We start from the raw sequence: 14,775 nt of genomic DNA, 5'->3' as shown, positions 1-14,775 counted from the left end.
GCTCAGAATCTTACCGTTCCTAATATAATCATAGACGGAATTGTTCGCCGAGATAAACTTGTTTCACCTGTTCATTATTGAGAACTTCTGCCGGAGTTCCCGATGCAATTAGGTGCCCTTGGCTCACGATATAGGCTTTTTCACATACGTCCAGTGTTTCACGTACATTATGGTCAGTGATTAACACTCCGAGACCACGATCGCGCAGATGCTCAATGATTTTCTTGATGTCATTAACCGAAATTGGGTCAACACCAGCGAAAGGTTCATCCAATAAAATGAACTGAGGGTTGGCCGCTAAAGCTCGAGCGATTTCCACCCTGCGTCGCTCACCCCCTGATAGTGCCATACCAGCACTGGTTCTGATGTGCTGGATGTGGAATTCTTCCAACAAATCTTCCAGTTTATCTTGGCGCTCTTCCCTCGTCATTTCTTGACGAGTTTCAAGTACGGCCATGATGTTATCTTCTACTGAAAGCTTACGGAAAATCGACGCTTCTTGCGGAAGATAGCCAATGCCAAGTCGTGAACGGCTATGCATCGGCAAAATACTGATGTCATTGTCGTCAATGGTAATGGTGCCTTCATCGCGAGGTACTAAGCCGACAATCATGTAAAACGAGGTGGTTTTACCCGCACCGTTTGGACCGAGCAGCCCAACAATCTGACCAGATTCAACTTCTAAGCTAACATCAGTGACGACTTTGCGTTTTTTGTAGCTTTTCGCCAAGTTTTTCGCACTCAGTACTGCCATATTAGTTCTCTATCTGATTGGGTTGCAAAATGGTCGTAACGCGCTCTTCCTTAGAGCTATCTGCGACTAGCTTTTGTTTACCAATTTGGTAACGAATCGAAGAACCTTTGATGGTGTTGTTGTCTTGCGCCAGCTGCGCTTGACCTTTCATGGTCAGTTCGTCTGTAGAAATACGGTAATCCAACTCCGTAGCTTGACCACTAAGTGTTTTACCATCGTCCATCAGCTGAGAAAACTTCGCAGGTTTACCAAATGCTTGAATCTGTTTAATTGCTTCGGTTTTAGGATCGCGAGTTACCACGATTCTATCAGCATCGATATTGATGCTCCCTTGCTTAAGAGATACATCGCCTTCAAAAACAACCTGGTTACTCTTCATATCCACCTGTTGGGTGTCAGAGTTTATGTAAACCGGCTGTTGAGTATCCGACTTGAGTGCCAGCGCTTGAGGCGCCGCCAATACCAGTGCCAGTAGGCTAAGGTGTAACGGTTTCATATCGACCTTGAACTTCATCTGTCAGAGTCGCAGTATGCTGTTTTAAGTTGCCTTGCATTGCGCCTCCAGTAGTTTCAAATTGTGGTCCAACCAACATCACTTGTTGGTCAGCTTTAAAATCACGATTGGTTAGATTAATGACCAATTTGTCTGTTGCCATGGTATCAAAACTCGCACCAGGCAGAAGATTTTGCATTAAGACTTTGTCATATAAAGTCAAAACTTGGTCTTCATCTAACACTGCTCTTGTGGCAGTCACCTTCCATTCAATGACGCTACCTTCACGGTAAACCATCAAAGTCGGGTTATTAAAAATAGTATCTCCACTCTTAGCATAATGGTCTAAGTTAGTGGAGCGAATGATGTAACTGCGGACACCATCTTCACCGTAGGTGATGTTTTCTAATCCAGAACCACTGAACATGGGCAGTTCAGAATCTGGTGCTACTTGAATTGCGTCGTTGCCTTTAGGGGTTAGTAGGTAATAACCGCACCACGCTACAACGAAGATCAAGAGCAAATAAATAAGGCGAGTAAAACTCATATAATGAAGGCCTATCGTTTAGCTCAGTACTTCCCTGACCATTGCCTTTATTCGTCTAATAAATGATTTAAATGTTTGTGCTGATATTACATCACGCCAGCTTTTAGTAAATCGTGCATGTTCAGTGCACCCACAATTTTTTCGTCTTTACATAAAATCAGAGCGTTAATGTTTTTATTCTGCATCAAGTTCAAACCTTCAACCGCCAGCATATCAGGGTGTGCTGTGGTTGGGTTTGTCGTCATGACCTCGCCAATTGCCGTCGTATGAATATCGATACGCTTGTCTAAGGTACGACGTAAATCACCATCGGTGAATATACCAAGCATAGCATCGTGCTCATCGACGATGGCTGTCATGCCTAACCCCTTTTCTGAAATTTCAAGAAGGGCATCGCGAATTAATGCGTCAGGAGAAACTTTAGGTAACGCTTCTCCAAAGTGCATAATATCAGACAACTTAAGTAGCAGTTTTCTCCCCAGTGCACCACCTGGATGAGATAGGGCAAAATCTTCGGCAGAAAAACCACGAGCTTGAAGCAGAGCTACGGCTAATGCATCTCCCATCACTAATGTGGCAGTCGTACTGCTAGTTGGTGCCAGGCCTAACGGACAAGCTTCTTGAGGTACCGTAATTTGCAGGTGTAAGTCAGACAGCTTGGCCATATTTGATTCTGGCTTACCTGTCATGCTGATGATCTTAATATTCAGGCGCTTTAATACTGGAAATAGAGACAGAATTTCGTTTGATTCACCAGAGTTAGAAATTGCCAGCACGATGTCACCAGGGCTGATCATACCCAAGTCACCATGTGCGGCTTCGCCTGGATGAACGAAAAACGCCGAAGTTCCAGTGCTTGCCAGAGTGGCGGCAATCTTGTTACCAATATGGCCTGACTTGCCAATACCCATAACGACAACTTTGCCGTTGTTGGAAAGGATAAGTTCACACGCTTTTTCAAATTGATCATCAAAGTAGGTATCTAGCTCTTGCAGAGCAGCAACTTCGATATCAAGAACTTGTTTAGCAGCAGCGCGAAAATCAAATTGATTGGACATATCAGATCTCTACTTATTGATCGTGGTAATTAAGCGGTCATGTTTGCGAATAAGTACACTTGGTAACCTAAGAAGCACACAAACAAGATGGCACCTTCAATACGGTTAATACTGCGTGATTTACCCAAACACATCGCGACAAGTAACAATGAAACGCCTAACATGACCCAGAAGTCACGTCCCATCGCGTACTCACTGAGCACCGATGGATTAATGATGCCAGGAATCCCCATTACCGCCAGAATGTTAAACACATTCGACCCGATAATGTTACCGACAGCCATGTCGTCTTCACCCTTTAAAACTCCCGCAAGTGATGCGGCTAGTTCAGGCAGGCTAGTGCCAATGGCGATAATAGTTAGGCCGATAACAAGGTCGCTCATACCAAAGTGTTTAGCAATGATTACCGCGTTATCAACCAGCATGCTGGCTGCCAAAGGAAGCAGTATCAAGCCAATAACCACCCACATGATTGCTTTAGGGTTACTGACGCCTTCTGGGATCTCTGACTCTTGGTCATCAAGAAAAACATCACCTGATTTTTGCTCTTTGCGGCTGATTTGCAACATAGCAAATAAAAATGCCCCAAAGAGTACAAACAATAAGACACCCTCATAAAAACCGAGATGGCTATTCCAAAGCAGAATACCAGCGAGTACGGTTACGGCTATCATGAGTGGAAGTTCTCGGCGGATGACGGCGGAGCTAATCGACAAAGGCTTGATCAGCGCTGTAATACCTAGGATTAACGCAATGTTCGCTATGTTTGAGCCTAATACGTTACCCACCGCTGTATCTGTTTTGCCATCCCAAGCGGCGGTTGCAGATACCATCATCTCAGGGGCGGATGAGCCCATCGCAAGGATTGTCATGCCGATGACAAGCGGGGAAATACCGACGTTGCGGGCTATCGCTGCAGAGCCAAAAACAAGTTTATCTGCACTCCAAACAAGCAAAACAAGACCGACTATAAGCAACGCAACGGCTTCGAGCATGAGAATTCCTAAGTATTAAATAAGTAAAATGAATAACCGCTAATTTTGACCTTTTGCGGCCTAAAATGGAAGATAAACGAAGAATAAATTAAAGGTTAGTAACGAAAATGTATGTAAATCTCACTCATTTAAATGAGCAATTCTGGTCTAGGATTTAAACACTTCGTGCTAATTAGGTCATAAACCATGAGAAATTGCAGGGATATAGTCGACTTTATTTAATTGAACAGTGCTTTAAATTCAACGCCAATGTGCTTATGATTGCAGCCTAATAAATGTACCGACGTTACTTTATTAAACGTAGAATTCAACTCCGATTAGTATCTGCTTGATGATTCCGTGAGTTGCAACGCTCCTACAGTAGAAGAGATGATATGTCGAACAACGATTTAGTCACCGTGAACAACCTCACTTTTTCACGGGGAGAACGCATGATCTTTGATGATATTGATCTGCATGTTCCTGAGGGCAAAGTGACGGCCATTATGGGACCATCGGGAATTGGTAAAACAACACTGCTGCGTTTGATTGGTGGTCAGTTGTATCCCGAGCAAGGAGAGATCTGGTTTGATGGCGACAATATTCCCTCTCTCTCGCGTAAAAAACTCTACCATGCTCGAAAGAAAATGAGCATGTTGTTCCAGTCAGGGGCTTTATTCACTGATTTGAATGTTTTTGATAATGTCGCCTTTCCATTGAGAGAGCATACCGATTTATCGGAAGATTTGATTCGCACCATGGTGTTACTCAAGCTCGAAGCTGTCGGTCTACGCGGCGCGGCGCAATTAATGCCGAGTGAGCTTTCAGGTGGTATGGCAAGACGCGCTGCTTTGGCTCGTGCAATCGCACTTGATCCTGACCTGATCATGTACGATGAGCCGTTTGTGGGGCAAGACCCAATCACTATGGGCGTTTTGGTTGAGCTAATTAGCAATCTAAACCAAGCGTTAGGTTTGACCTCTATTGTGGTTTCTCACGACGTACCTGAAGTCATGAGTATTGCTGACTGGGTATACCTGATGGCCGATGGAAAAATCATCGCCTATGGTACGCCAGAAGAGCTGACTCAAAACTCTGATCCTCGTGTCCAGCAGTTCTTACAAGGTGATGCCGACGGTCCTGTACCGTTTCGTTTCCCTTCTCAAAGTATCGAAAAGGACTTATTTGATGGTCGATAACTTCATTCACTTTGTCGCCTCGCTGGGTCGACGCACGCTTTCTATTTGCGGAGCATTTGGTCGTGCGACTTTCATGTTGATTGGGGCGCTATTTTCTAAGCCACAACCGATCAGAAGCTTTCCTCTGCTTGTTAAGCAACTTTATTCTGTTGGTGTTCAGTCGCTGGCGATCATCGTCGTATCTGGTCTGTTCATTGGAATGGTTTTGAGTCTACAAGGCTATGTTGTGTTGGTGGATTACGGCGCAGAAGGCAGTTTGGGGCAAATGGTAGCGCTTTCGTTACTCCGTGAATTAGGACCCGTTGTTACTGCACTTTTGTTTGCTGGTCGTGCCGGTTCTGCGTTAACCGCAGAGATAGGTCTAATGAAAGCAACGGAACAACTGTCTAGCCTTGAAATGATGGCGGTAGACCCATTGAAACGAGTGATTGCACCACGGTTTTGGGCTGGGGTTATCTCAATGCCTTTACTGGCTATGATTTTCATGGCTGTGGGAATTTGGGGCGCTCAGCTTGTTGGTGTTGACTGGAAAGGCGTTGATCACGGTAGTTTTTGGTCAGCGATGCAGTCCTCTGTTGAGCTAGGACAAGACATTGGTAACAGTATGATCAAATGTTTTGCGTTTGCAATTACGGTTACTTGGGTCGCTCTATTTAACGGTTATGATGCTATTCCAACATCGGAAGGGATCAGCCGAGCAACTACGCGCACTGTTGTGCATTCTTCTTTAGCAGTACTAGGATTAGACTTTGTACTGACCGCATTGATGTTTGGGAATTAATCATGCAACAAACACGTAAAACTGAATTATGGGTTGGCAGCTTTGTATTAGCGGGAATTTGCGCGATTCTTGTGATGATTTTTCAAGTTGCTGACGTAAAAAGCATTGGCTCTGGTGATACTTATACCCTCAAAGCCGAGTTCGATAATATTGGCAGTTTAAAAGTTCGTTCTCCCGTAAAAGTGGGGGGCGTTGTGATTGGTCGAGTAAGTAGTATTTCGCTTAACCCAGACAACTTATTGCCAGTTGTAACACTATCTATCAATAGCAAATACAATCAGTTCCCAGAAACGTCGAGCGTACAAATTTTGACATCTGGCCTGATTGGTGAGCAATACATTGGTTTAGTACCTGGCTTCGTTTTTGATGATGAAGTCATGCTGGTGGATGGTGATACCATCGAAGACACCAAATCGGCGCTTGTGCTTGAAGACTTAATTGGTCAAGTACTATACAGCGTAGGTGGTTCAGACGACTCAAGTAAGGAATAACTATGTTAGCGAGATTACTACTTTCAGTTTGTGCTGTGTTTAGCGTTTTTGGAGCAACAGCAGCAGAGGTGGATAAAACTGAACCTTATAAGATGATGAAGCAGGTAGCTGAAGTCACGTTCGAAAGATTGAAAGCCGAACAGCCGAAAATCAAACAAGATCCAAATTTACTTAAAGTGATCGTTGAAGAAGAGCTAATGCCTTACGTCAACTACCGCTATGCAGGGTTAAAACTTCTTGGTCCAAACTTAAAAGGTGCTAAGCGTGAAGATGTACTTGAGTTTATCGATGCATTTCGTGCGTACCTGATTGCGTCTTATGCACAAGTGTTGACGCAATACTCTGACCAAAAAATTGAGTTTGGTCCTGAGCCTAGCATTGATGACTCTAAGCGTATTACAAGCATTAAAGTTGATATCATCGATACTCCGCGTCCAAACATCAAACTTGAGTTTAAACTGCGTAAAGACAACCAGTCTGGTGAGTGGGAAGCATTCGATATGATTGCAGAGGGCATTAGTTTGCTTTCTAGTAAACAATCTGAATGGAACAGTAAAATTCGTCAAGAAGGTATTCTATCTGTTGCTAAAGACCTAGAAAAATTGGCCGCAGAACCGATCCGCTTCGAGGCGAAGAAATAATGGCCCAGACTCCCGCTCAGTGGCAATTGGATCAAAACATTCTTAAGCTAACAGGGGCACTTGATAGAGATACAGTGCCTTCATTGTGGGCGTATGCACAGCAATGGCAACCTGCTCAATCGGAGCTGGAATGCTCGCTAAAAGAGATAGAGCGCGTCGACTCTGCAGGAATGGTGATGTTAATCCACTTATTAGAGCATGCAAAAAAGCAAAACTGTCATATAATGCTCAGTTTCGTGCCGGCGCAACTGCGCACTTTGTTTCAACTGAGCAATGTTGAATCTTTAGTGGCCAAACACATACAGAATTATCAGGGGTAAATTGTGGATAGCGCAAAAGTACAACAGTTATTAGAAGAAGCACTAAACCTTCAAGAAGTGCATGTGAAAGGTGAAGGTAGCCACTATGAAGTGGTTGCTGTTGATGCTTGTTTCGATGGAATGAGCCGCGTTAAGAAGCAGCAGCTAATTTATGCTCCTCTGATGGAATACATCCAGCGTAACGACATTCACGCATTATCAATCAAAGCGTTCACACCAGAAGAGTGGGCTCGTGATAAGAAATTGATGTCGCTTTAAGGTTTATTGATGGAAAAGTTTCGAGTTATTGGGTCAGATAAACCACTAGTTGGTGAAGTGACCATTTCAGGTGCAAAAAACGCAGCACTGCCGATTTTATTTGCGTCTATCTTGGCGGAAGAGCCAGTAGAAGTGGCAAACGTACCACACCTTCGTGATATCGATACAACCATGGAATTGCTTAAGCGTTTAGGCGCGAAAGTAAGCCGCAATGGCTCTGTTCATGTTGATCCAAGCAGTATTACAGAATACTGTGCGCCTTATGACTTGGTGAAAACCATGCGTGCTTCTATTTGGGCTTTGGGTCCTTTGGTGGCGCGCTTTGGTCAAGGTCAGGTTTCTTTACCAGGCGGTTGTGCTATTGGCGCTCGTCCTGTGGATCTACATATTTCTGGTTTAGAGCAGCTTGGCGCAACCATTACATTAGAAGATGGTTATGTGAAAGCAGAAGTGGATGGTCGTCTAAAAGGCGCGCACATCGTGATGGATAAAGTCAGCGTAGGCGCGACGATTACCATCATGTGTGCCGCAGCGCTGGCGGAAGGCACAACAACACTAGATAACGCTGCGCGTGAGCCTGAAATCGTCGATACCGCTGATTTCCTAAATAAGCTTGGCGCAAAAATCTCTGGCGCTGGCACAGATACCATTACGATTGAAGGTGTTGAGCGCCTAGGCGGTTGTAAACACAACGTGGTTGCTGACCGTATTGAGACGGGAACATTCCTTGTCGCAGCAGCAGTATCTGGCGGTAAAGTGGTATGTCGCAACACTAATGCTCATTTGCTTGAAGCGGTTCTCGCCAAGCTGGAAGAAGCTGGCGCGCTTGTCGAAACGGGTGAAGATTGGATCTCCGTTGATATGACCGACCGCGAGCTAAAAGCGGTAAGTGTACGTACTGCGCCACATCCTGGTTTCCCGACGGATATGCAAGCTCAATTTACGCTTCTGAACATGATGGCGAAAGGTGGCGGCGTGATCACAGAGACTATCTTTGAAAACCGCTTTATGCACGTACCAGAACTCATGCGTATGGGCGCTAAAGCTGAGATCGAAGGCAATACGGTTATCTGTGGTGATGTTGAGTCACTCAGCGGTGCGCAAGTGATGGCAACCGATCTACGAGCTTCGGCTAGTTTGGTTATTGCAGGTTGCATTGCTAAAGGCGAAACCGTCGTTGATCGTATTTACCATATCGACCGTGGTTACGACAAAATCGAAAATAAACTGGCTGCACTTGGCGCAAATATTGAGCGAGTGAGCTAGGCAAGTTAAACTGCACCGCAGGTAACTTGGATATCAAGAGAGCCGAAACCTGAGTTTCGGCTTTTTTATATCACTCTCATGACCATATTTTCCCTTTATGGAAAGAGAGATATTAATAGCTGTATCTGGCAAAAGCCGGTTCCTGGAGAACAAGAATGATTGCACTGTTACGTGTATTTGCTGTCGCTATCTTTGCGATTGTTATGTTTATTGGTGGTTGTGGTTACTGCCTATTAAGCCCTAGAAACCCTAAGCACGTTTTCACTTTTGGCCGTTTGTTTGCCAAGATGTCTCGTGTGTTTGGGATTAAGTTAGAGTTACGTATCCCTGAAGATGCGTATTCACGCGGCCAACATGTTTACATTGCTAACCACCAGAACAACTGGGACATGTTTACTGTTTCTGCGGCTGTGACTCCGAAAGTTGTGACAGTAGGTAAAAAGAGCTTGGCTTGGATGCCACTGTTTGGTCAGCTTTACTGGCTTACGGGTAACATTCTGATTGACCGAGCGAATCGTTCTAAAGCAAAAGGTACTATCGATCAGGTCGTGAGCAGCATGAAAGAAAGTGATGTTTCGGTGTGGATGTTCCCAGAAGGCACGCGTTCTCGTGGGCGTGGTTTGCTGCCATTCAAAACAGGTGCTTTTCATGCGGCAATTGGTGCAGGTGTGCCAATCATTCCTATCGTATGTAGCTCGACGAATAAAATTAAGCTGAACCGTTGGAACAATGGTCATGTGATTGTTGAAATGCTACCTCCAATCAGCACTGAAGGCTATGGTAAAGAGGGCATTCGCGAGTTAGCGAATATCTGTCGTGAACAGATGAAAGAGAAGCTTGAATCGTTAGATGAAGAAGTCAAACAGCGCAACGCTGCTTAAGTTTTACTGCGATATCATCACGAAAAGACAATAAAAAACGGGTAGCCTGAGCTACCCGTTTTTTTATGTTTGTCAGCAAGTGCAATTATTTGCGAACAGCGATTGCTTCAATCTCGATGCCAACATCTTTTGGTAGGCGAGCCACTTCTACACAAGAGCGTGCAGGGTAGTTTGCTACGCCGTGCTCATCAAAGAACTTGCCGTAAACTTCGTTCACTGTGCCAAAGTCATTTAGGTCTTTAACAAAAACCGTTAGCTTTACAATATCAGATACTTTAAGACCTGAAGATTCAACTACAGCCTTTACGTTTTCTAGAGACTGACGAGCTTGTTCTGCGATATCAGCAGACACTTCACCTGTCGCTGGGTTTACTGGGATTTGGCCTGAAGTAAGAACCATGTTACCTAGATCTACGCCTTGAACGTAAGGACCGATTGCTGCTGGTGCAGACTCAGTGTGAAGTACTTTCGTCATTTGATTTTTTCCATCAGTTGTAGGGAATAAAGATTCTCAGTTTGCCTCTAAACCCTCGGTAGGTAAAGAGCAAAATACCCTGACATTGCAGGGTATTTTAAACGTATCACAGCCTAGTCGTGCGGCGTGTTTATCGCTCGGTTACGATCTCGCGTGAGAACACTTTCTCGCAGTATTTACACTTTAGGCGGATTTCTTGTTTCTTCTCGAACACGCTAAAGCTGCTTTCTACTGGTTCATTATGAGAAATACAGTTTGAATTCGGGCATTCAAATACATCATTGATGCGCTCAGGAAGCTCTAACGCGAGCTTTTTCACCACTTCATAATTCTCGATTTGATTCACGGTCGCGTGAGGAGCATACAACGCTAGCTTGCTCGCTTGCTCTTCATTGATAAACACATTTTCGATTTTGAGTAGATCTTTATGACCGAGTGCTGATGATGGCAAGTTCAGTCCAATCGTTACGCGTTGTGATGAATTGTGCATATCGAACAGTCTTAATACTTTGATACCGATTTGCGCAGGGATGTGGTCGATGACCGTACCATTTTTGATTGCTTCTACCTGCAATTGAGTTTCTTTAGCCATGATTTTTCCCCTCGATTACAGTGTTTCGTTTAGAACAAGCGCCAGCAGTGCTTGGCGAGCATACACGCCATTTTGAGCTTGCTGGAAGAAGTAAGCATGAGGCGTTTTATCAACATCAGTTGTGATTTCATCCACACGTGGTAGTGGGTGCAGTACTTTCAAGTTCTCACGCGCGCCTTCTAGTAGTGCCGCCGTTAGGATGTAAGCCGACTTAATATGTGCGTATTCCGATTCGTCAAAGCGTTCTTTCTGTACGCGTGTCATGTACAGAATATCCAGTTCAGGAATCACACTTTCCATGTCTGTGTGTAGGCTATATTGAATGCCAGCTTCGTCTAGTTCTTCGCAGATGTAATCTGGCATTGCCAGCGCATCTGGTGCAACAAAGAAGAAGCGGATGTTGTTAAACTTTGCTAAGGCTTGAGTCAGTGAGTGCACTGTGCGGCCATATTTTAGGTCACCTACGAATGCGACGTTCAGGTTGTCTAGACGCCCTTGTGTTTCCGCGATGGTGTATAGGTCGAGTAGCGTTTGAGTTGGGTGTTGGTTTGCACCGTCGCCCGCGTTGATCACTGGCACGCCATTTGAAAATTCAGATGCCAAGCGAGCGGCGCCTTCTTGTGGATGACGCATCACAAAGGCATCGACGTAAGAAGAGATGACTTGTACTGAATCTGCGAGTGTTTCGCCTTTCTTCGCCAGAGAGGTATTACCATCATTATCAAAGCCAATCACGTCACCACCAATGCGCTGAATCGCTGTTTCAAACGATAAACGTGTACGTGTTGATGGTTCAAAGAAACAACTTGCAACGACTTTGTTTTTAATCAGTTCTGGTCGAGGTGCTTTTTTAAGGCTACCTGCTGTTTCTACGATAAGTTCCAGTTCTTCGCGTGAAAGCTCTGGAATAGAGATGATGTGCTTCTGGTAAAGCGAGTTCGCCATGATCTTCTTCCCTATAACATTGATGACTACATCCAAATAACCGAAAGGAATTTTGGACATAAAAAAACCTCCCCAATGGGGAGGTTTTAAAATTCAATAGAATTAACGAAAATAACACCACGTAAGCGTAGTCGCTTAGCGAGAGCAAATCGCGTTTTTACGTCAGCAATCAGCGTGGTCATTTCTTAATCCTCAGACAAATTGCCGAGCATTATACGCTTAACTTTCGTGAGCGCAAGCGATTACATCATGGTTTTTATCGGCTGTTTTTGCGCGCTGGTTTAGCTTCCTAGCGTCGCAACCATCACGGCTTTGATGGTATGCATACGGTTTTCAGCTTCGTCGAATACGATGGAGTATTCCGATTCAAATACCTCTTCTGTTACTTCAAGGCCTTTCATACCGTATTTTTCAGCGACTTCTTTGCCGACGGTGATTTCATCATTGTGGAAAGCTGGAAGGCAGTGCATGAATTTCACATGTGGATTACCCGTTTGCTTAATCACGTCCATATTGATTTGATAAGGTGTCATTAACGCTACACGTTCATCCCATGCCTCGGCAGACTCACCCATAGACACCCAAACGTCGGTGTATAGGAAGTCACAACCTTTCACACCTTCCTCAACGCTTTCTGTTAACGTGATTTTTGCACCGGTTTGTTGCGCGATAGTTTGACAAGTTGCCACGAGATCTTCTTCAGGCCAGAACGCTTTTGGCGCGACAAGGCGAATATCCATGCCCATTTTCGCTGCGCCCACCATAAGTGAGTTACCCATGTTGTTGCGCGCATCACCTAGGTAAGCGAAGGTTACTTCATGTAGCTGTTTACCACGGCCGTGCTCTTGCATGGTCAGGAAGTCAGCAAGGATCTGGGTTGGGTGGAACTCATCCGTTAAACCATTCCACACTGGAACACCAGCATAAGTACCAAGCTCTTCAACAATGGATTGGCCAAAGCCTCGGTATTCAATCCCGTCATACATACGACCAAGGACGCGAGCGGTGTCTTTCATCGATTCCTTATGACCGATTTGCGAGCCAGAAGGGCCGATGTAAGAGACTTGAGCACCTTGGTCAAAGGCAGCGACTTCAAACGCACATCGGGTACGAGTCGAAGATTTCTCAAAGATTAGTGCGATGTTTTTACCTTGAAGTTTCTTCTGCTCTGTTCCTGCATATTTAGCTTTTTTTAGCTCTGCAGACAGTTCGAGCAAAAACTGGATTTCTTTGGTTGAGAAGTCCAATAGCTTCAAAAAGTTGCGGTTACGTAAATTGAAAGCCATAGCTCGTCCCTTAGTACATGTGATTAGATTAATAGAATTCATTAAAACATATAAATGCCTTTATTGTGAATAATTATTTTTAATTAAAGCTAAAAAAGGTTGATGTATTCACATCAACCTTAGTTTTGATTCACCTAATGTAAAGGGACGAGTAAGTTATATATCGTCTCGTTCTATTGGACAGCTCATACAGCGAGCGCCACCGCGACCACGACCAAGCTCGTTACCAGGTACTGTCAGTACTTTGATGCCAGCTTTATCGTATTTTTCGTTGGTGTATACATTGCGTTCGTAACCAATTACTACGCCCGGTTTTACAGTTAGAACGTTATTGGCATCATTCCATTGTTCGCGTTCCGCTTCATAGCTGTCACCACCCGTGGTGATGATTTTCAGCTGATCTAAGCCAAGAGCGGACTCAATCGCGTGCAGATAGTTATGTGAGGCTTCAACATGCATTTCACCGTTGCCTTTTGGTGTTAAGCGCCATGTGTCGAGATCTTTGCGCATGATCTCTGGGTAGACAGAGAAAGTATCTACATCCATATGGGTCATCACAGTGTCTAAATGCATACATGAACGGTGTTTAGGCAGATCAATTGCAATAACTTCGGTAGCTTGGCCTGCTTTAAATAGGCTCGCTGCAAGGTTCTCTACACCTTGCGCAGTCGTACGCTCAGACATACCGATAAGAACTGCACCTTTACCAATAACCAACACATCACCGCCTTCGACATTCGCGTTATCATAATGCAGATCATCGTCACCGAAGTATTTGATAAAATCTTGGCCAGCAAAAATTGGGTGCCAACGATAAATCGCACGTAGGTGGTTTGTTTCACGTTGACGTGCAGGCATCATCATCGGATTAAGAGAAACGCCGCCATAAACCCAACACGAGGTATCACGCGTAAATAGGTGGTTAGGTAGCGGCTCAATAACAAAGTCGAGAGGACGCTTCATTTTTGGAAGCATAGAAGATGAGGAGATCGGTAGCTCTGAGTAAGCTAAGCCACCTAAAAAGATGCAGGCAAGATGTTCATCATCCATTTCTGAAAAGTATTGGCGTAGGTCTCGCGCAAATGTTGGCCCGTAGCGAAAGTCAGAAATCTGAGTGTTCAGCAGCCATTGTTTTGCTTCTGGAACGGCGAGGGTTTCGACCAGTAAATCGTGGAGGAGAAGCACTTCAACGTCTTGCTCGCGCAGCGTACGTGCGAATGCATCGTGCTCTTCACCTGCCGCTTCTACAGCAAGAACGTCATCAAATAGCAACTCATGACAGTTTGACGGAGTTAAGTGGGTTAGGGCGCGTTCAGGGCGATTTAATAGAACTCGTCGAAGTTGACCAACTTCTGATCCAACGTACAGCTTGCTCATTTTGTATCCTTACAAATTTTCCAGCCATTAGTTATGACAAGCTTCCTAGAAAGATGCAAGTTATCAAGCTTTGTTTATATTCTGGTGTTTCTGGTTTTGTGAGTTTTTTATTTTTATTTTTATTCTTATGAAATTTATTATTAGATATAAATGCTATTTTACTAAAATTAGAGTGCGTGCGTTTTTATTCTAATTTTCCCGTTGAGAAAGAATACACGCACAGTGCATAAAACGTGCATTTTTATTCTAAATTATGCATTATTAAAGTGAATTTATTCGTTATGCTTCTTCGTTTTACACGTGAGTGTATTCAAGAAAGCATCATAAACACGCATAGAAAGAGAAAATAACCACATTAAGTGTCAATTAGGATGTTCTGAATATTAAAAAATGCCATTCTTTGTTAATTTTTTGTTTCTTTGTGTGGTCGGTTTAAT

The 14,775-nt window shown here is 44.3% G+C and carries 19 protein-coding genes; 8 read left to right on the top strand and 11 right to left on the bottom strand.

Annotated elements, in window-relative coordinates; genetic code table 11:
- Nucleotides 1–28 precede the first annotated feature (28 nt).
- The 5 genes from lptB to KJB35_RS24220 all read right to left on the bottom strand — a co-directional run bounded on the left by lptB (nucleotide 29) and on the right by KJB35_RS24220 (nucleotide 3,847).
- Entirely contained in the window at nucleotides 29–754 is a 726-nt protein-coding gene (gene lptB, locus KJB35_RS24240) for an LPS export ABC transporter ATP-binding protein (protein ID WP_005381111.1), read from the bottom strand.
- A 1-nt stretch (nucleotide 755) separates the two neighbouring features.
- Nucleotides 756–1,250, bottom strand: coding sequence for a lipopolysaccharide transport periplasmic protein LptA (gene lptA, locus KJB35_RS24235; protein ID WP_005381109.1), 495 nt, complete (start codon nucleotides 1,248–1,250; stop codon nucleotides 756–758).
- On the bottom strand, nucleotides 1,231–1,794 hold the full coding sequence (gene lptC / locus KJB35_RS24230) for an LPS export ABC transporter periplasmic protein LptC (RefSeq protein WP_005381106.1): 564 nt from the start codon (nucleotides 1,792–1,794) through the stop codon (nucleotides 1,231–1,233). Before lptC ends, lptA begins: the two co-directional genes overlap by 20 nt.
- A gap of 86 nt (nucleotides 1,795–1,880) precedes the next feature.
- Nucleotides 1,881–2,852, bottom strand: coding sequence for an arabinose-5-phosphate isomerase KdsD (kdsD, locus tag KJB35_RS24225; RefSeq protein ID WP_005381104.1), 972 nt, complete (start codon nucleotides 2,850–2,852; stop codon nucleotides 1,881–1,883).
- Nucleotides 2,853–2,881: 29 nt separating this feature from the next.
- A complete protein-coding gene (locus tag KJB35_RS24220; protein ID WP_005381102.1) occupies nucleotides 2,882–3,847 on the bottom strand; it encodes a calcium/sodium antiporter in 966 nt (321 codons plus the stop codon).
- A gap of 374 nt (nucleotides 3,848–4,221) precedes the next feature.
- On the opposite strand from KJB35_RS24220, the gene mlaF reads away from it, so the two are divergent.
- The 8 genes from mlaF to KJB35_RS24180 all read left to right on the top strand — a co-directional run bounded on the left by mlaF (nucleotide 4,222) and on the right by KJB35_RS24180 (nucleotide 9,663).
- Nucleotides 4,222–5,025: a phospholipid ABC transporter ATP-binding protein MlaF gene (gene mlaF, locus KJB35_RS24215; protein ID WP_005388422.1), complete on the top strand. Its 804-nt coding sequence runs from the start codon at nucleotides 4,222–4,224 to the stop codon at nucleotides 5,023–5,025.
- Complete coding sequence (mlaE, locus tag KJB35_RS24210) at nucleotides 5,015–5,806, top strand: lipid asymmetry maintenance ABC transporter permease subunit MlaE (protein ID WP_005381100.1); 792 nt, start codon at nucleotides 5,015–5,017, stop codon at nucleotides 5,804–5,806. Before mlaF ends, mlaE begins: the two co-directional genes overlap by 11 nt.
- A gap of 2 nt (nucleotides 5,807–5,808) precedes the next feature.
- Nucleotides 5,809–6,297: an outer membrane lipid asymmetry maintenance protein MlaD gene (gene mlaD, locus KJB35_RS24205; RefSeq protein WP_005381099.1), complete on the top strand. Its 489-nt coding sequence runs from the start codon at nucleotides 5,809–5,811 to the stop codon at nucleotides 6,295–6,297.
- Nucleotides 6,298–6,299: 2 nt separating this feature from the next.
- The gene (gene mlaC / locus KJB35_RS24200) at nucleotides 6,300–6,938 is read left to right on the top strand and encodes a phospholipid-binding protein MlaC (RefSeq protein WP_005381098.1); all 639 of its coding nucleotides are present in this window, start codon (nucleotides 6,300–6,302) and stop codon (nucleotides 6,936–6,938) included.
- Nucleotides 6,938–7,258: a lipid asymmetry maintenance protein MlaB gene (locus KJB35_RS24195; RefSeq protein WP_005381093.1), complete on the top strand. Its 321-nt coding sequence runs from the start codon at nucleotides 6,938–6,940 to the stop codon at nucleotides 7,256–7,258. Before mlaC ends, KJB35_RS24195 begins: the two co-directional genes overlap by 1 nt.
- A 3-nt stretch (nucleotides 7,259–7,261) precedes the next feature.
- Entirely contained in the window at nucleotides 7,262–7,516 is a 255-nt protein-coding gene (gene ibaG / locus KJB35_RS24190) for a BolA family iron metabolism protein IbaG (protein WP_005381092.1), read from the top strand.
- Nucleotides 7,517–7,525: 9 nt separating this feature from the next.
- A complete protein-coding gene (gene murA / locus KJB35_RS24185; RefSeq protein WP_005388419.1) occupies nucleotides 7,526–8,782 on the top strand; it encodes a UDP-N-acetylglucosamine 1-carboxyvinyltransferase in 1,257 nt (418 codons plus the stop codon).
- A 155-nt stretch (nucleotides 8,783–8,937) separates the two neighbouring features.
- Nucleotides 8,938–9,663, top strand: a complete 726-nt coding sequence (locus KJB35_RS24180; RefSeq protein ID WP_005381088.1) for a 1-acylglycerol-3-phosphate O-acyltransferase — start codon at nucleotides 8,938–8,940, stop codon at nucleotides 9,661–9,663.
- An 85-nt stretch (nucleotides 9,664–9,748) separates the two neighbouring features.
- Here KJB35_RS24180 and KJB35_RS24175 read toward each other — a convergent pair whose 3' ends face one another.
- The 6 genes from KJB35_RS24175 to arcA form a co-directional block, all read right to left on the bottom strand.
- Nucleotides 9,749–10,138: a RidA family protein gene (locus KJB35_RS24175; RefSeq protein WP_005381087.1), complete on the bottom strand. Its 390-nt coding sequence runs from the start codon at nucleotides 10,136–10,138 to the stop codon at nucleotides 9,749–9,751.
- 130 nt (nucleotides 10,139–10,268) lie between these two features.
- On the bottom strand, nucleotides 10,269–10,730 hold the full coding sequence (gene pyrI, locus KJB35_RS24170; RefSeq protein ID WP_005381086.1) for an aspartate carbamoyltransferase regulatory subunit: 462 nt from the start codon (nucleotides 10,728–10,730) through the stop codon (nucleotides 10,269–10,271).
- A gap of 15 nt (nucleotides 10,731–10,745) precedes the next feature.
- Nucleotides 10,746–11,675: an aspartate carbamoyltransferase gene (pyrB, locus tag KJB35_RS24165; protein WP_005381085.1), complete on the bottom strand. Its 930-nt coding sequence runs from the start codon at nucleotides 11,673–11,675 to the stop codon at nucleotides 10,746–10,748.
- Nucleotides 11,676–11,761: 86 nt separating this feature from the next.
- Complete coding sequence (locus KJB35_RS24160; RefSeq protein ID WP_005381084.1) at nucleotides 11,762–11,857, bottom strand: hypothetical protein; 96 nt, start codon at nucleotides 11,855–11,857, stop codon at nucleotides 11,762–11,764.
- Nucleotides 11,858–11,956: 99 nt separating this feature from the next.
- The gene (locus KJB35_RS24155; protein ID WP_213908215.1) at nucleotides 11,957–12,961 is read right to left on the bottom strand and encodes an ornithine carbamoyltransferase; all 1,005 of its coding nucleotides are present in this window, start codon (nucleotides 12,959–12,961) and stop codon (nucleotides 11,957–11,959) included.
- 156 nt (nucleotides 12,962–13,117) lie between these two features.
- Nucleotides 13,118–14,338: an arginine deiminase gene (arcA, locus tag KJB35_RS24150; RefSeq protein WP_005381082.1), complete on the bottom strand. Its 1,221-nt coding sequence runs from the start codon at nucleotides 14,336–14,338 to the stop codon at nucleotides 13,118–13,120.
- Nucleotides 14,339–14,775: the final 437 nt, after the last annotated feature.

Source organism: Vibrio sp. D431a, assembly GCF_030248655.1.
Lineage (GTDB): Bacteria > Pseudomonadota > Gammaproteobacteria > Enterobacterales > Vibrionaceae > Vibrio > Vibrio alginolyticus.
The sequence above is the reverse complement of the archived record's forward strand: the minus strand, read 5'-3'. Positions and strand labels throughout refer to the sequence as shown.

What these genes read in the sequence shown, in the direction of transcription:
- KJB35_RS24180 (WP_005381088.1), top strand. Translation starts at nt 8,938, where the DNA reads ATGATTGCACTGTTACGTGTATTTGCTGTCGCTATCTTTGCGATTGTT.
- pyrB (WP_005381085.1), bottom strand. Translation starts at nt 11,675, where the DNA reads ATGGCGAACTCGCTTTACCAGAAGCACATCATCTCTATTCCAGAGCTT.
- kdsD (WP_005381104.1), bottom strand. Translation starts at nt 2,852, where the DNA reads ATGTCCAATCAATTTGATTTTCGCGCTGCTGCTAAACAAGTTCTTGAT.
- KJB35_RS24175 (WP_005381087.1), bottom strand. Translation starts at nt 10,138, where the DNA reads ATGACGAAAGTACTTCACACTGAGTCTGCACCAGCAGCAATCGGTCCT.
- lptC (WP_005381106.1), bottom strand. Translation starts at nt 1,794, where the DNA reads ATGAGTTTTACTCGCCTTATTTATTTGCTCTTGATCTTCGTTGTAGCG.
- murA (WP_005388419.1), top strand. Translation starts at nt 7,526, where the DNA reads ATGGAAAAGTTTCGAGTTATTGGGTCAGATAAACCACTAGTTGGTGAA.
- lptB (WP_005381111.1), bottom strand. Translation starts at nt 754, where the DNA reads ATGGCAGTACTGAGTGCGAAAAACTTGGCGAAAAGCTACAAAAAACGC.
- KJB35_RS24160 (WP_005381084.1), bottom strand. Translation starts at nt 11,857, where the DNA reads ATGACCACGCTGATTGCTGACGTAAAAACGCGATTTGCTCTCGCTAAG.
- mlaE (WP_005381100.1), top strand. Translation starts at nt 5,015, where the DNA reads ATGGTCGATAACTTCATTCACTTTGTCGCCTCGCTGGGTCGACGCACG.
- mlaD (WP_005381099.1), top strand. Translation starts at nt 5,809, where the DNA reads ATGCAACAAACACGTAAAACTGAATTATGGGTTGGCAGCTTTGTATTA.
- KJB35_RS24220 (WP_005381102.1), bottom strand. Translation starts at nt 3,847, where the DNA reads ATGCTCGAAGCCGTTGCGTTGCTTATAGTCGGTCTTGTTTTGCTTGTT.
- lptA (WP_005381109.1), bottom strand. Translation starts at nt 1,250, where the DNA reads ATGAAACCGTTACACCTTAGCCTACTGGCACTGGTATTGGCGGCGCCT.
- mlaF (WP_005388422.1), top strand. Translation starts at nt 4,222, where the DNA reads ATGTCGAACAACGATTTAGTCACCGTGAACAACCTCACTTTTTCACGG.
- mlaC (WP_005381098.1), top strand. Translation starts at nt 6,300, where the DNA reads ATGTTAGCGAGATTACTACTTTCAGTTTGTGCTGTGTTTAGCGTTTTT.
- KJB35_RS24155 (WP_213908215.1), bottom strand. Translation starts at nt 12,961, where the DNA reads ATGGCTTTCAATTTACGTAACCGCAACTTTTTGAAGCTATTGGACTTC.
- pyrI (WP_005381086.1), bottom strand. Translation starts at nt 10,730, where the DNA reads ATGGCTAAAGAAACTCAATTGCAGGTAGAAGCAATCAAAAATGGTACG.
- arcA (WP_005381082.1), bottom strand. Translation starts at nt 14,338, where the DNA reads ATGAGCAAGCTGTACGTTGGATCAGAAGTTGGTCAACTTCGACGAGTT.
- KJB35_RS24195 (WP_005381093.1), top strand. Translation starts at nt 6,938, where the DNA reads ATGGCCCAGACTCCCGCTCAGTGGCAATTGGATCAAAACATTCTTAAG.